This window comes from Segatella maculosa DSM 19339 = JCM 15638 (assembly GCF_000382385.1).
Classification (GTDB): Bacteria; Bacteroidota; Bacteroidia; order Bacteroidales; family Bacteroidaceae; genus Prevotella; species Prevotella maculosa.
In genome coordinates this window covers 44,843-60,167 of sequence record NZ_KB908333.1, presented here as the reverse complement: position 1 = coordinate 60,167, position 15,325 = coordinate 44,843, and the positions used below count along the sequence as shown (strand labels likewise).

The following is a 15,325-nucleotide window of genomic DNA, read 5'->3' as shown; positions in this document are numbered from 1 at the left end:
CCCAAGGGTTGGGCTGTTCGCCCATTAAAGTGGCACGCGAGCTGGGTTCAGAACGTCGTGAGACAGTTCGGTCTCTATCTATCGTGGGCGCTGGAGTTTTGCGTGGAGCCGTCACTAGTACGAGAGGACCGTGACGGACAGACCTCCGGTCTACCGGTTGTGCCGCCAGGTGCACCGCCGGGTAGCTGCGTCTGGGCGGGATAAGCGCTGAAAGCATCTAAGTGCGAAGCCCACCGCAAGATGAGAACTCCCTTGAGGGTCGTCCTAGACGAGGACGTCGATAGGGTGCAGGTGTAAAGACGGCGACGTCAAAGCCGAGCACTACTAATTGCCCGAAACTTTCTTCCTCACGCTCCCTCTTTGAGCCGTACAAGTAGAAACGTCGGACAGCGTTCCTTTACCTTCCTTGCTTGTGGAGATACGTCTGATATCAGTAGACGGGTCGACAGCCGACAGGCAAACCGTCAGGCAGAGAGCCGTGACCGGGCCGCTTGCCGTGATGACAGCGACGGACAAGACAAACAGCTTGTCAACGCCTCAACCGTGCCCCCGTCAACTTCAAAAGAGACATCAGGTGGTTATTGCGGCGGGGTCCCACCTCTTCCCATTCCGAACAGAGAAGTTAAGCCCGCCTGCGCCGATGGTACTGCAATGCAATGCGGGAGAGTAGGTAGCCGCCTTCTTTTACTTGGAGCCCCGAGGACAGCAATGTCTTCTGGGCTCTTTTTTTGCTTGTGGCCGGCACGATACGCCGGCGGACAAGGCTAAGTGAAATCAGGCCTGGTCAGAGGCAAGACACCTTCCGCCTTGTTGCAGTCCAATCCCAGCCATATTGCGAGGCAATCCCAGCCATATTAGGCACTAATCTCAGCCAGATTACCGCGCAATATGGGTAGGATTGTCTGATAATATAGCTGAAATTGTATTGCGTGATGGAGAGAGTAGGGGTGCATGGTATGTGCTTCCCTACATATATTTTTTTGCATTGATATAAAATTTTCTTTTGGTTTATTTTGTTTAGTATGTTCTTTTTTGTATTTTTGTGGTGTGATGACATCGAATACCATGATAGGTGCATTATAAATGAAATAACAGCATTAGAATACCAATGATATGACACAAATCAATACACTGGTTTTGTGTATGGACACTCCTCTCAAGTCATCTGAGCTCGCAAGGTTCAGAGGAGCGGTGAATGCTGTTATCTCATCGCATAATATCCTCTTCCATAATCATAATGGACAGTATTTTCGGTATGCCTATCCTTTGATTCAATATAAATGTTTAGCGGGAAAAGCTGCGATTGTAGCTATAGGTGAAGGAGTTGTAGCGATGGAAGAACTTTTTGCAGGAACCGATTTTTCTATTCGATTGGGGAAACGTACAATTGCACTGCAAATAGAATCTATTAAGGCTGAAGAGGTTAAGGTTAGCCAATCAATCGTTCCAATCGTTTATCAGCTTTTTGATTGGTTACCCTTTAATGAAGCCAATTATGAGCACTTTGTATCCATCAGCCGTATGGCTGAACGTGTTGAGTTATTAGAGCGAATTCTCACAGGTAATATTCTATCCCTGTTTAAGGGGTTAGATGTATTTATTGGTTTCCCGCTTCATATTGAGATTGTGCATTATGTGCAGAAGACACCTGTTGTGTATAAAGGGGTAAAACTGATGCGTTTTGATGTGAGTTTCATGGCGAATGTGCTACTTCCTAATTATATAGGTTTGGGAAGACATAGTAGCGTTGGAGCAGGTTTACTGATACGAAAAAATAACAACATTCAATATTAATGGCCTATGTCTAAATTTTTATATGGAGCTTCCGTACAAGGAATCCAGCAATTTATTTTTCAAACCAATGAGTTGAAAGATATTGTTGGTGCCAGCGAGTTAGTTGAAAACATCTGCACAACCCTTTTTAAACAGGTGGTTGGTAAAGCCTGGAAGAAGGAAAACAGTGTAATTGCAGCTGCAGGCAATGTGAAGTATATTTTTGATGATGAGGAGCTTTGTCGACAAGTTGTGCGCCTTTTCCCGCGAACGGTGATGGCTGCAGCACCAGGTATCACTCTTAGTCAAGCGGTGGTGGAGTTGGAAGATGATTTCATGGCAGCAGTTGATGCGTTAGAAAAGCAATTGCGCATTCAGCGAAACAAACCTAAAATGAGTTTAACTCTTGGCCGACTTGGTTTGTGGCGTTCGAAACATACAGGGCTCCCAGTTATAAAGGTGAAGGATGGCGAATGCTACGATGCTTCGACTTTAGCCAAGAAAAATTATAATAAAACGATAGCACTCTGCCAAAAGAGCTTTGGCGAAGAAGTGAAATTAGATGTAAAAAAGTCTGTTCCTTTCGATGTTTCAACGTTGACAGATAAGAATGATTGGATTGCTGTGATTCATGCAGACGGTAATGGCTTAGGCAAAGTGGTGCAAAAGGTGGGGCGCCAGATGAAGACGTTTAAGGCTTTCTCTCAAGAACTTGACAATATAACGACTGCTGCGGCCAATGCAGCCTTCCAAGAAATAAAGCCCGAAGGCGGCTGGACTGATATCATTCCTATTCGGCCTATCGTCTTAGGTGGTGATGATATGACAGTGATTATTCGCGGTGATTTAGCCCTTCGTTATGTGACGGCCTTTATGAAGCAATTTGAAAAATATACAAGCGAAGGAACTATGCGAACCATTCTCGAACAGACTGGTTTGCAACGATTAACGATATGTGCGGGTGTTGCATTCATCAATTCGTCTTATCCTTTTTATTATGGTTATGAACTGGCAGAACAGCTATGTAAGGAGGCAAAGGATAATGCCAAGAAACAGAACGAAACGTTGCCTCCATCATGCTTGATGTTCCATAAGGTACAAGACTCTTTTGTAATGAAGTATGCAGAAATCAAGAAGCGTGAACTGACAACAGCTTCAGAAAATTCGCTTTGTTTTGGTCCTTATTATTTGGAAAAGCAACAGACGCCAACAGGCTATTTCACTATAGATGAATTAGAGCAACTGAGTAAAATGCTGAACGCTGAGAATGCAGAAGGTATCAAGACAGGTATTAGGCAATGGCTGACGTTAATGCATGAAGACGAAGCGAAAGCACAACAACGATTGAAACGGCTCAAGGCATTGAATGCAGGTCAGCACGAATTAATCGGAAAGCTAACTATAGGGCGTAGCATTGGCGATAATAAGACTGCCTACCCCGCTTATGATGTTTTAGCATTCCACACGATTATGAATCAACAAACAAAGGAGGAGAAATCATGACCGACGTAAAATATAAAATAACATTCTATTCGAATTGGCATTGTGGTTCAGGGCTAGCCGCTGGTGCTGATGTCGATGAGTTGGTGATTAAAGATCGCAATGGCTTACCCTATGTGCCTGGCCGCACCATCAAAGGGCTTCTCCGCGAGGCTGCTATGATGCTTTCGCAGTTTACAGATGTGCCGCAAGATAGCATCAAACGGCTCTTCGGTTTGGGTGGCGGTGAAGGTGACTTGGGTAGTCGTAGTGTTGTGTCATTCACTAATGCGTCGCTTAGTGCAGACGAACAAGCCGTTGTTATTGCCCAAAAACTTGCAGAACATTTATATCAATCGGTCGCCTCGACAGCTATTGATGCCAACGGAATTGCAAAGGATCATTCGCTTCGGAAGGTCGAAACCACTATCCCTTGTGTGGTCTATGGTCAGGTGTTGCATGTTGACGAATGCGATATTGAGGTGCTTTTGCAAACTTTCCAATGGGTGAAGCGCATGGGATTGGGGCGCAACCGTGGTTATGGGCGATGTGAAATCAGTAAAGTAGATTAAGCTATGGAAAAGATACAATTTAAATGTGAGTTACTGTCCGACGTGGTTTTAAACGATTCTCCAGCGACAGAAGGTAAACGAAGATGTCTTGATTTCATTCCTGGTAGTAACTTCTTAGGCATCGCCGCAGCGCAGCTTTATCACACCGAGAACGATGAAACATGGCTGTTGTTTCACAGTGGCCATGTTCGTTTTGGCGATGCTCATCCTTCGTGTGACGGCAAACGGGGGCTGAAAGTCCCGGCTTCTTTCTTCTACCCGAAGGGAAGAAAGATAGAAGAGGCTTGTTATGTGCATCATCTTTTAGAGGATGATGAAGTAACACGTGCGTTGCAGTTGAAACAATGTAGAAGTGATTTTTACACGTTTAACTGTAAGCATATTGCTACAAAAGTATTCATTGGCAAAGACTTTACCATCAAGTCTGCCTACGATAGCGACCAGCGCCGTGCCAAAGATAATCAGATGTTTGGCTATGAGGCATTGTGCAAAGGGTTGGTGATGTATTTTTCTGTAGAGTTTGATGACGATGCTATTCATTATAAGGATGGCATCATCAAAGCCTTGTGTGGGCAACATCATGTGGGGCGTTCTCGCTCAGCACAATATGGTTGGGTGGAGATTTCTTTGTGCCCTTATGAGGAAGTGGCAACACTGTCGCAGCCCATCTCAATCCAAGGCAAGTCTTATGTGGCGGTATATGCAGACAGTCGGCTCATCTTTTTCGATGAAAATGGCAACAGCACTTTTCAACCAACGGCAAAATATTTAGGATTTACAGATGATGCTACTATCGATTGGAGCCTATCCCAAGTGCGTACGTTTCAGTATGCACCATGGAATTATCAGCGTCAGGCCTTTGACGCCGATCGTTGCGGTATAGAGAAGGGAAGCGTATTCCTTGTAAAAACGAAAGAGAAGATGCCTGCGACGAGTACAATAGGCTTTTATCAGAACGAAGGTTTTGGGCATATTGTTTATAATCCCGTGTTCTTACAAGCTAATAGCGATGGGCGTTCTTCGTTTTGTTTTACAGAACAAAAGGTAGAATCCGAGGTGAAAACGCCTAAGAAAATAGACAGTCAGCTAATCGATTTCCTTCAAATGAAGAAAGCGCATGCGAAGAATCAGAATGACATTATTAAAGCAGTTAACGAGTTTGTTGAGGAATACAAGGATCTCTTCCAGCGCGGGTCGTTTGCTTCACAGTGGGGAAGTATTCGCAATCTTGCCATGGTTTATGAGGATGATGAGACACTTAGAAAAATGATTGAGGGCTTTGTGACGCATGGCGTTAAGTCCGATGACTGGCTACAACGAGGAAGATATGAAAAATTAGAAGGGTTCTTAAATTGTAATGAACACAAAGGTCATTTGCAAGAAGCCGTTATCAATTTAGCCTCTGAGATGGCAAAGATTTGTAAATCTTAAAAAGGTAAGCAAGTATGGAACAAAAATATCGATTCAGACAGTTGGCAAGAGTGGTGTTAGAGCTGAAGACACCGCTTGCCATTGGGAGTGGAAATAAGAATATAAAAACCGATTCTGTCGTAGCGAAAGATGTGAATGGGCTGCCTTATATCCCAGGAACAACGTTGGCAGGACTCATTCGTCACGCCTTACCTGAGGGCAAAGTGCAAAGGCAGATGGGCTGGCAAGAGAAAGAAGGTGGTGAGGGCTCGCGTCTCATTATCACAGAAGCGAAATTTCTTTCAGCCGATGGAACGCCTATTGATGGATTAAGTTCTCGACAAGATGCCATCACACGATTGTGTCGTGAGCTCCCTATCCGCCAACATGTGCGCATCAATTCTCAAGGCACGGCTGTAGAGGGTGGAAAGTTCGATGAGGAGATTGTTCCAAAAGGCACACGTTTTTGCTTCGAATGTGAGCTGCTTTGTGAGGAAAAGTGCGATGATTTGATGGATAAAGTGATAGCTATTCTCCAGACAAACGATTTCCGTATCGGCAGTGGTAGTCGCAGTGGGTTTGGACAAATAGCTGTCATTAAGGTTTGGCGAAAGCTACTTGACCTTAGTAAGCCGGAGGAATTAGCACTTTATCTCCAGAAGTCGTCCTCGCTAACGCTGCTTTGGAGTGGCTTTGAAGAGGTGCCAACACAAGTGCTCTCATCAAACAGTTATATTCGTTATCAGTTGCATCTCCAGCCAACCGACTTTATGTTCTTTGGTTCAGGCTTTGGTGATGAGCGTTCTGATATGACCTTTGTCCGCGAACCGATGATTGAATGGGATGGCGACCATGCCCATGTTGTGACGCGCGAACAAGTTGTTCTCATCCCAGCTTCATCTATAAAAGGAGCTTTGGCGCATCGCACGGCCTATCATTACAATAAGTTAGAAGGTTTTTTTGCTGACAATAAGCCGATAGAAGAACTTGAAGACTATAGTGATAAGGGTAAAGAAGCTGTGAAAATCCTGTTTGGTTCAGAAGGGAATAGTGAAGGCAAGGATAAGCGCCGTGGACTGATTCTTTTCTCAGATTTCATTAAAGAACGAAAGAAATCATCAGAGGCAAAGGTGTTGAATCATGTTAAAATCGATCGTTTCACGGGTGGAGCGATGGATGGCGCCCTCTTTTCTGAAGAGGTACTCTATGCTTCAGGCGAATCTTTTGATATGGAGTTGTTGCTACACAAGCAAGAAATAAAGGAAGGGCATGTTATCCCAGCCTTTGAAGTTGCATTGATAGACCTTTGTAAAGGCTTCCTGCCCCTTGGCGGAGGAGTGAACAAAGGGTTTGGTACATTTACAGGAAGTTTAACGAAAGATGGAGAAACAATTTATGTATACGATAAATGATATTGATTTCACACTGCCTTATGAAGGCTATTTGTGGATGAGCAATGAGCATGATCCACGATTATTTAAACCCGAAGCCGTGGTCGATGCACAATTATTTAGCCTACGAAATCCCTTTGTTGTAGAGGGTTATTTGTATCATCGTGCCACAGGTGTCTCACTTAGTATTAAATATGTTGATGGCCAATATCTTGTATATCAGCATAAAGTGGAGCCGTCTGATGAACAGCATCCGGATGTAGACCACATCAAATACCTCACCTTACGCATGAGCGGCTCTCCCACGTTGTGGGCAAAGTTCTTGCGTTATTGGAAAGAAAAAGCAAATGATGAATGTTTGGGCATGGGGGTATTGGAAGTAGAAAAAGAAGTGTTTGTTGGATTTAGTGATAAGGAGGAGTAAATTATGACCTATATAAAATCACCTTTTAATTTCGTTCCTGTATCCAAAAATGTATATTTCCCAGATTGGGCGGAACAGATTTCTCACGATGTACCCTTCTCAGATGGTATAAGTGGTGTTATTCATCTAAAGATAAAGAATCATACTCCTATGTTTGTTCGTAACGGACACACAAAGATGGATGCAGAAAATAATACTGCAGAATATAGGAGTTTCTCAAATGTTTCTAATCAATATTTTATTCCTGCAACATCTATTAAAGGTGAAGTGCGCAATGTTTTAGAGATATTGAGCTTCTCAAAAATGGATGTAGACCATAATGCTTTATTTGCACAACGCGAGTGGAATAATCCTGAACTCTACTCCATAAAGGGCAATCAGCTTCATATTCTTTGTGGTTGGTTGAAGCGAAAGGGTGATGGCTATGAAATCATTAATTGTGGAAAACCTTATCGGATCAGTCATAAGCATATAGATGAATATCTTGGGGATAATATTTTAGAGCGTCATTTTTCACGTAAAAGTGCCTTTGATTTAAATAAAGAATTTGATAAATATGACCCTAAGACGGCAACTTTCAAGTATCATCTTTTAGAGGAAGTTAATGCTAAACTGGAGAATTTGTCTTTTGAAAAAGATGAAAAAAATTGTACAAAGTATAATCCCCGCAAAGTGTTTGTATCAGGAAGTGGTCATATAACTGGGACAATTGTGTTAACAGGGCAGCCCGATAAATGGACTGATCGAGATGATCCTAAAATTGAGAAGCAGCAGGGTAAATACTATGAATTTGTGTTTGCGAATAATGAAGAAATAGAAGGAAAGAGGATTTTTGAGGTTACGAAAGAAACCTTCGAGCATTATAAATTTATTTATCAAGACGCTAAGGATTGGAAAAGAATCAGAGAAAGGATTGAAAGTGATCAAGGTGTGCCCGTATTCTTTAGGGTTGAAAATTCAGAAATAAAAGATTTTGGTATGGCTTATCTTTATAAGTTGCCTTATGAAAGGACACCTTATGAAACCTTGCCCAATGCGCATCGTAGCGGTGCGCCTGATTTAGCACAATGTATTTTTGGCTATATATCAAAAGATAAGAGTTTGAAAGGAAGAGTACAATTTAGTCATGCTTTTTCAACCGACGCGCGACAAGATGACAATGTGGTCTTAGTTTTAAATTCTCCCAAAGCATCTTATTATCCCATATATATCAAACAGTCAGGACAGAACGGTATTACTGCGAAATACGATACTTATAACGATGGAGATTTGTCTGGATGGAAGCGCTATTATATTCGCAAATCCACCTGGAGTAAGGCTATGGAAAAAGAAAAACTAAATACAGTTATTCATCCCATAAAAGGAGGGGCAGCTTTTCATTGTAATATAACCTTCCATAATCTTCGCCCTGTGGAGCTTGGTGCATTGTTGTCTGCATTAACTTTCCACAATACTCCTAATTGTTATCATAGCTTAGGACAGGCAAAACCTTATGGATTTGGAAAGGTCTCTTATGAGATAACGGGTTTTGATTGCGATGGTGATGCTAAGAATAAAGAAGATTATATGGCTTGTTTTGAATATGCCATTACCAAGAATCTATCAAAGCATTCATTCACAGGAGGACTTTTTGATTGGCCTGGTTCTGATCAAATAGTAGCCTTACTGACGATTGCTACCAGTCAAGTTGATGGTAAATGGTTCCAATATATGTCTATGGATATGGGAGGGTTGAATGAGTTTGTTGAAGCTAAAGGAGGTTCTAAAAAGGAAGGGCAGCATGAATATCTTTCCCCTGTAAAGGTTATATTGAACAGAAGTGTTAAGCCAAGCTCTTTATTCGAGCTTGGGAAAAAGATTAATCAGCCTAAGATAGATGCAGAAAATCGAAAAATAAAAGAACTGTATACTCTTCGTTTTGAATCTCTCCTAAGTACACCTGAACATGAAGCTACAGCAAAGTTTGATGAAATGATTAAAAGGTTAGATGAAGATATTGAAAGTGAGCAAGATAGCGAGAAGAAAGATTTCTTGAGTATTTTGAAACAAGAACTTTTAAATCGGAAGCAAGAACTAACGAAAATGTTAGAACAAGACAAGGATAAACAAACTTTCGGAAGGGGTATTCTTGAATATCTTGCAACGGCATCATCTTATGGTAATTGGGATACTCATGTACGAAAATGGAAGAAATGGAGTATGGAGTATGATCATGGAAGAAATGTACTTACAGAATCTGAACAGCAAGATGCTTTGACGCAGTTGGCAGCAGCATACCATCATGCAAAGAAAGCAGATAAGAAGAAGTTTAGTTGGAAGAAAGCTTCAGAACTTCTTGGAATTGAAGTCAATGAGAATAACATCATGAATTATTTTAAAGGATAAAGCTTATGTCAAAGATACTTATTTCGTTCTTAGGGACAGGGAGTATGAAAAGACCTCAAAATGGGGATATGTCGGAAGGTAATGAACGTGAATACAAAACGGCTAAATACCATTTTAGGGATGGAGACGAAAAGGAACATACCTTCGTCGCAGCTGCACTTGCCGAACATAGTAAGATTGATAAAGTCATATTGATAGGGACAGTACACTCGATGTGGGAAGAAGTGTATCGGTATTTTGCAGAGAAAAATAACAAGTCTATAGATGAAGATGCATATTATGAAATTTCAGATTATTGCAGCAATTCCAATCATACTTCAGGCTTATACATTCCTCATCGAGAACTTATAGAACAGGCTATAGGAGATAATGCCAAAATCGTTCTTATCAAATATGGTATTACAGATGAAGAGATAAAAGAGAATATCAATATTGTATTGGGGCTTGAAGAAGTGCTAACAACCGATGATGAGCTCATTGTAGATATTACACATTCTTTTCGTTCCCTTCCTATTCTTTTAATGAATCTGCTGATTTATTTGCAAACGGTCAGCCGCAAGCGGATAAAAATTTCACACGTATATTATGGAATGTTAGAGGTTATGAGGGAATTGGAATATGCTCCCGTAACCGAACTTAATAATATACTTGAAATCAGTAAGTGGGTTACTGGCGCATATGCTTTTGAAAACTTCGGGAATGCTTATCAAATTGCAGACCTGGTTGAAAGTGAAAATAAAAGTGTTAGTGAACATTTACGCCGCTTTTCCGATTTGATGAATCTGAATCACTTAGGGTTATTGCAAAAAGAAGTGAATAGTCTTAAGTCTATCAGGAATATCAAATATAACTCTTTAGTTCCAAGTCTCATCATTACGCCTATTGTAAATTCCTTCATTACACGATTCGGAAATATTAAATCGCATGCTGTTTTCCAGCTACAATTAGCAAAATGGCAGTACGAACACCATAACTATACTGCTGCTTATATTTCATTGATTGAAAGTATAATTACTTATACTTGTGAGGTAAATAAAAAATCGTGGGAGGATTATAACGTGCGAGAAGAGGCGAAAAGAGCTTTACGAGATTCAAAAAGTGTATGGAAAGTGGATTGTCATCTGACTGATATTTTTCGTAAAATGAATAAGGTTAGAAATAGTCTTGCCCATTCTTTAGAAACTGATAAGACTGCCCAGGAGATGATTAGATTATTGAAAGATGAACTTCAAATATTAGAAAATATAATAAAGTAATTCATATATGGCAAGAAAACTCTTTATATCAGTACTCGGAGCAGGTTTTTATGAAAATTGTGTTTATGTGCAAGATGATTTTAAATCATCTCAAACACGATTCATACAGCAAGCCACCCTGGAGCTAATCGACTGTAAAGGCAGTTGGACTACAGAGGATAAAATCTGCATTTTGCTTACAGACAAAGCTCGAGAGGTGAATTGGGAGGTCACTTCGCGTGCTAAACCTAAGACGGACAACGCTGTTCCTTATGTGGGCTTGAAGCATATTTTGAATCAGATGGGATTGTCGGCTCAGGTGGAAGGAGTATCTATTTTGAGTGGGATGAACGAAAATGAGATGTGGAAAATCTTTCAAACGGTCTTTGATTTAATCGAGGATGGTGACGAACTCTATTTCGATTTAACACATAGTTTTCGCTACCTCCCCATGTTGGTCTTGGTGCTTGGTAATTATGCAAAGTTCTTAAAGAATATTCGGATTGCACATATATCGTATGGAAATTATGAAGCCCGAAACGAGACTGGGGCACCTATTATTAATTTGCTACCTTTAGCAGCACTTCAAGATTGGACCTTTGCTGCAGCAGATTTCTTACGGAATGGAAACTGTGACCAGCTTGTGCAACTCACAAAACGTACAATTCGTCCAATTCTTATCGAGACATGTGGGAAAGATGAGGTGGCTAATAGTCTCCAAAGTTTGACAAATGAGCTGCAAACGATAACGAATAATATTCAGACTTGCCGTGGGTTGGCCATAACACAGAACGATAATATGGCACAATTAAAACGATCAATAGAAACACTCACGACAGAGATTATACCGCCCCTAATTCCCGTTGTTAAAAAGATAGAGCTTTCTTTTGCTAATTTCTCTATAGATAAAAATACACTTAATGGACTCCATGCCGCACGATGGTGTTATGATAATCGCATGTACCAACAAGCAATTACCATTTTGCAAGAAACAATTGTGAATTTAATTTGTGAGCAAACGGGGCTTTCTGTAGAAGATGAGGAGGAGCGGATGCTTGTCAATTCTGCATTCTATGTTGTTTATAATAAGAAGCAGCAACACGAAGAAACGTGGAAACTTCCAAACGATAGTAAAGGTGAAGATGCAAAAAATAAAGTGAGAGAGCTTATTCAATTACCAATCGTTAATGCGTTATCTGGAAGTTTTAAGGTTGCTACCAATTTGCGTAATGATTTTAATCATTCTGGATTTAGGAATAACCCAATGAAAGCTAATAAAATGATTAAGAGCATTGGTGAGCGGATACAAAAAGTGTGTGATATTTTAATTCCAAACAACGATGTTCATTAACCTATCCAATCATCCGTTCTCCTCTTGGTCAGCAAAGCAGCTTGAGGCTGCAAAACGGTATGGTGATTTAGCAGAAATGGCATTTCCCAATATTGAGCCTAACTGTTCTACTGAGGTTGTGCGAATGCTGGCTACAGCTTATGTAACGGATATTATGGAGCATTATCCCGTGCAGAACCTCACCGTACACATCATGGGAGAGCAAACTTTCTGCTATCATGTTGTTCGGCAACTCAAACAAAGGAATGTTCGCTGTGTGGCTTCTACTACAGAGCGTATTGTGAAAGAAATAAAAGGGAACAAGAGAATAGTTGAATTTACTTTTGTTCAATTCAGAGAATATTAAGATGGAATTAATACTCAATACTTACGGCGTTTCTCTCAATCGTGATAATGAAAGTTTCATTATCAGTACTACCGACGGGAAACAACGTATACCGGCGGTTGGGATAGACAGCATACAAATCAGTCGTGGGGCACAAATCACAAGTGATGCGGTGATGCTGGCCGTTGAACGTGAAATAGAAGTGATGTTTATGGATAGGACAGGAAAACCTATTGGTCGCATTTGGAGTCCTAAGTATGGCAGCATATCCACCATTCGAAAAGGGCAACTTAACTTTGTCTATTCTCATCATGCGGTTGATTGGATAAAGGAGGTGTTGCTCAAGAAGATTGAAAACCAGCAAGCTTTGATGCTGTTATTCAATTCTGATGGGCAAACAGAGGCGACCACTGAAAAAAATATTTCTCGATTGGAGGACTATCGTAATAAGATACGTGCTCTGGATGGCGACATCGTGAATGATATTGCGCCGAAGCTTCGTGGTTGGGAGGGACAGGCTTCACGTATCTATTTCAATATCATCAATGCCTTTCTTCCCGAACAGTTCCGCTTTGTTCTCCGTTCACAGCATCCGGCTCTTGATGTCGCCAATGCTTTCCTCAACTATGGCTATGGCATTCTCTATGGACGCATAGAGGGTGCGCTCATTAAAGCGGGCATTGACCCCTATATCGGTGTACTTCATCGCGATGATTATAATCGGCCAGTGTTGGTTTATGATGTTATTGAGATGTATCGTATATGGGTTGACTATGTAGTTTATACGCTCCTTGCCCAAGATATTATTACCGAAGAGTTTTATTCTGTCCGCGAAGACGGCTCTTATTGGCTTGAAGCTCTTGGACGGCGTGTACTCATCCAGTCTCTCAATGATTATATGGACGAAGTAATTACCATCAAAGGAATAACGCGGTCACGGCTCACGCAACTTTCTCTTTATGTGTAATCTCTTGCTCAACAATTTAAGAATGAAAAGTGATTATGCTATTATTCGGAACCAACATACAATCGGCTGCTGATGAACTGAAGAAAGTTCAAGAAGAATATCTTTACAACAGTCTGCGTAACTCTAAGCCCACTATTGCTGCCACCATTCAGCAACTGCGTATCATTTATAACATGGATGCGAAGGGCTATGCCCGGTTGAAGCGGAAGCTTCCTTATTTTGTTTGTGGGCAGTTTAATCCTGCATTCCGTCGTAAAGAGAATTTTGCCTATACCGAACGTTTCATACTCGACTTCGACCATCTCTCTTCCATGTTCTTGTCGTTGAAGACTGTTCGTGATGAGATTATTCGTGATGAACAGGTGATGATGTGCTTTGTTTCGCCCGGTGAGGATGGATTGAAGGTGATGTTTCGGCTCAAGGAACGCTGCTACGATGCCGGTCTCTACTCTATATTTTATAAATCATTTGCTACCATTTTCGCCATGCGTCACGACTTGATGCAAATCATTGACAATAAGACCTCAGATGTTGCGCGCGCATGCTTTGTCAGTGTCGATCCTTTGGCCTATTATAATCCAAATTGTATACCAGTGGATATGAAGGCTTATCTTGATGAGACCAATCCTGCAGCTGTTTTTGAGATAAAACATGAAAATGAAGAGCATGATAAGCTGGCTAAAAAGAATGAAGATAGCGCTGAACCACACCTGAAAGATCCCGATAAAGAAGTGATAGACCGCATCCGTCAACAGCTTAACCCCAATGCACGCCCACAATCCAATGCTCGTGTCGCTTTCGTTCCCGAGAGGCTCAATGAGATTATTGGCGAATTAAAAATCTTTATTGAGAAGATAGGGCTACAGGTCACGGAAATCCTCAACATTCAATATGCAAAGAAAATCAGAGCGCGCTTAGGACAAAGAGAAGCAGAGATAAATCTTTTTTATGGCAAACGAGGTTTTAGCGTCGTTATCTCTCCACGTCTTGGAACCAACGAAGAACTTAATAGCCTACTTGCAGAACTCGTAAGGGAATTTCTTGAAAAGTAAGAAAAGGATGAAGTATGCGAAAACCAATATCATATATTGATATTTTGCGGAAGCTAAGCAGAGCAGGGGTCGCAAGGTCGCCGGCTATCAACCGTCCGGTTGGCAATATCTCTGCTTTGCCGACTCTACGGGAACGCGTTGATTTTCTTCTCGGAATAGTAAACAAACCAATAAGACCAGCAACAAATATGTTGTTCTTTGTGATGTATGACATTGAAAGTAATAAGGTGCGCTATCTTATCGCCAAATATCTTGAGCGGCATGGGTGTACCCGTATTCAACGTTCTATCTTTCTTGCCGACCTCGACAAAGCCATATATGATCAAATTAAAGCTGACCTCACTGAGGTGCAGTCTCTCTATGATAATCATGACAGTATCATTGTGTGTCCGATTTCTACCGATCAGCTTCGTGCCATGAAGATTATTGGTTTAGACATTGCCGTCGATGTGATAACGCGTTCTCGGAATACATTGTTCTTTTGAATTAGCATTGCAGCCTTTTGATAAGGAATATTTAACATCATGCTCTTTGGCTTCTTGAATAAAATTATTACCTTTGCACCCGTTTCTCAAGCGGTTAATTTCTGTTAAGGACGGACGAGTATATTGTCTTATACTTATTGAGTTGCTTTATTTATAAGGATACCAAGTCTTTACTCTCTGTGAGTATCTTCCATTAGAACAAGGATTAAGACGCCCGACAGCAACACCATCAAAGCCTTTGGGTTCTCTGTGAGTATCTTCCATTAGAACAAGGATTAAGACAAGCGTAAGATAGACATTGAAATGGTCGGTGTCCTCTGTGAGTATCTTCCATTAGAACAAGGATTAAGACGATTAACTTCAGCATTTATTGTTGTCTTATTTTCTCTGTGAGTATCTTCCATTAGAACAAGGATTAAGACTTTCTTTGTTGCCATAATTTTGTAATTTTTAAGGGGTCTCTGTGAGTATCTTCC

At 41.1% G+C, this 15,325-nt stretch carries 13 protein-coding genes, 2 rRNA genes and 1 CRISPR repeat array (1 of these 16 only partly in view); all 15 genes read left to right on the top strand.

From position 1 onward, the window contains the following. Nucleotides 1–349 (top strand): 23S ribosomal RNA (locus H164_RS0111105); the annotation flags it as partial. Nucleotides 350–570: 221 nt separating this feature from the next. After that, a 5S ribosomal RNA gene (rrf, locus tag H164_RS0111100) occupies nucleotides 571–683 on the top strand. Nucleotides 684–1,113: 430 nt separating this feature from the next. After that, nucleotides 1,114–1,794, top strand: a complete 681-nt coding sequence (locus H164_RS0111090) for a CRISPR-associated endonuclease Cas6 (protein WP_025830380.1) — start codon at nucleotides 1,114–1,116, stop codon at nucleotides 1,792–1,794. Nucleotides 1,795–1,800: 6 nt separating this feature from the next. Further along, nucleotides 1,801–3,276 (top strand): Cas10/Cmr2 second palm domain-containing protein, encoded by a 1,476-nt coding sequence (locus H164_RS0111085; RefSeq protein ID WP_026356348.1) that lies wholly within the window; start codon nucleotides 1,801–1,803, stop codon nucleotides 3,274–3,276. Continuing rightward, nucleotides 3,273–3,824 carry an RAMP superfamily CRISPR-associated protein gene (locus H164_RS0111080; RefSeq protein WP_019968680.1) on the top strand — a complete coding sequence of 184 codons (552 nt, stop codon included), beginning with the start codon at nucleotides 3,273–3,275 and terminating at the stop codon, nucleotides 3,822–3,824. The genes H164_RS0111085 and H164_RS0111080 overlap by 4 nt, the downstream gene beginning before the upstream one ends. Nucleotides 3,825–3,827: 3 nt before the next feature. Continuing rightward, nucleotides 3,828–5,255 carry a hypothetical protein gene (locus H164_RS0111075; protein WP_019968679.1) on the top strand — a complete coding sequence of 476 codons (1,428 nt, stop codon included), beginning with the start codon at nucleotides 3,828–3,830 and terminating at the stop codon, nucleotides 5,253–5,255. Nucleotides 5,256–5,269: 14 nt separating this feature from the next. Further along, on the top strand, nucleotides 5,270–6,646 hold the full coding sequence (locus H164_RS0111070) for an RAMP superfamily CRISPR-associated protein (protein WP_019968678.1): 1,377 nt from the start codon (nucleotides 5,270–5,272) through the stop codon (nucleotides 6,644–6,646). Then, on the top strand, nucleotides 6,615–7,049 hold the full coding sequence (locus tag H164_RS0111065) for a TIGR04423 family type III CRISPR-associated protein (RefSeq protein ID WP_238315349.1): 435 nt from the start codon (nucleotides 6,615–6,617) through the stop codon (nucleotides 7,047–7,049). The genes H164_RS0111070 and H164_RS0111065 overlap by 32 nt, the downstream gene beginning before the upstream one ends. 3 nt (nucleotides 7,050–7,052) lie before the next feature. Then, nucleotides 7,053–9,434 carry a TIGR03986 family type III CRISPR-associated RAMP protein gene (locus H164_RS0111060; RefSeq protein ID WP_019968676.1) on the top strand — a complete coding sequence of 794 codons (2,382 nt, stop codon included), beginning with the start codon at nucleotides 7,053–7,055 and terminating at the stop codon, nucleotides 9,432–9,434. A 5-nt stretch (nucleotides 9,435–9,439) separates the two neighbouring features. Continuing rightward, nucleotides 9,440–10,690: a TIGR02221 family CRISPR-associated protein gene (csx2, locus tag H164_RS0111055; RefSeq protein WP_025830381.1), complete on the top strand. Its 1,251-nt coding sequence runs from the start codon at nucleotides 9,440–9,442 to the stop codon at nucleotides 10,688–10,690. 7 nt (nucleotides 10,691–10,697) lie between these two features. Then, entirely contained in the window at nucleotides 10,698–12,020 is a 1,323-nt protein-coding gene (csx2, locus tag H164_RS0111050) for a TIGR02221 family CRISPR-associated protein (protein ID WP_019968674.1), read from the top strand. After that, nucleotides 12,010–12,366, top strand: a complete 357-nt coding sequence (locus H164_RS15955; RefSeq protein ID WP_019968673.1) for a hypothetical protein — start codon at nucleotides 12,010–12,012, stop codon at nucleotides 12,364–12,366. Before csx2 (H164_RS0111050) ends, H164_RS15955 begins: the two co-directional genes overlap by 11 nt. Nucleotide 12,367: 1 nt before the next feature. After that, nucleotides 12,368–13,312, top strand: coding sequence for a CRISPR-associated endonuclease Cas1 (cas1, locus tag H164_RS0111040; RefSeq protein ID WP_019968672.1), 945 nt, complete (start codon nucleotides 12,368–12,370; stop codon nucleotides 13,310–13,312). 35 nt (nucleotides 13,313–13,347) lie between these two features. Continuing rightward, nucleotides 13,348–14,364, top strand: coding sequence for a CRISPR-associated primase-polymerase type B (locus tag H164_RS0111035; protein ID WP_019968671.1), 1,017 nt, complete (start codon nucleotides 13,348–13,350; stop codon nucleotides 14,362–14,364). Between the two features lie 188 nt (nucleotides 14,365–14,552). Further along, nucleotides 14,553–14,849 (top strand): CRISPR-associated endonuclease Cas2, encoded by a 297-nt coding sequence (cas2, locus tag H164_RS15950; RefSeq protein ID WP_238315353.1) that lies wholly within the window; start codon nucleotides 14,553–14,555, stop codon nucleotides 14,847–14,849. A gap of 175 nt (nucleotides 14,850–15,024) precedes the next feature. Then, a CRISPR array of direct repeats spans nucleotides 15,025–15,325; the repeat unit is 37 nt; unit sequence CTCTGTGAGTATCTTCCATTAGAACAAGGATTAAGAC; it runs 20 nt beyond the window's last position.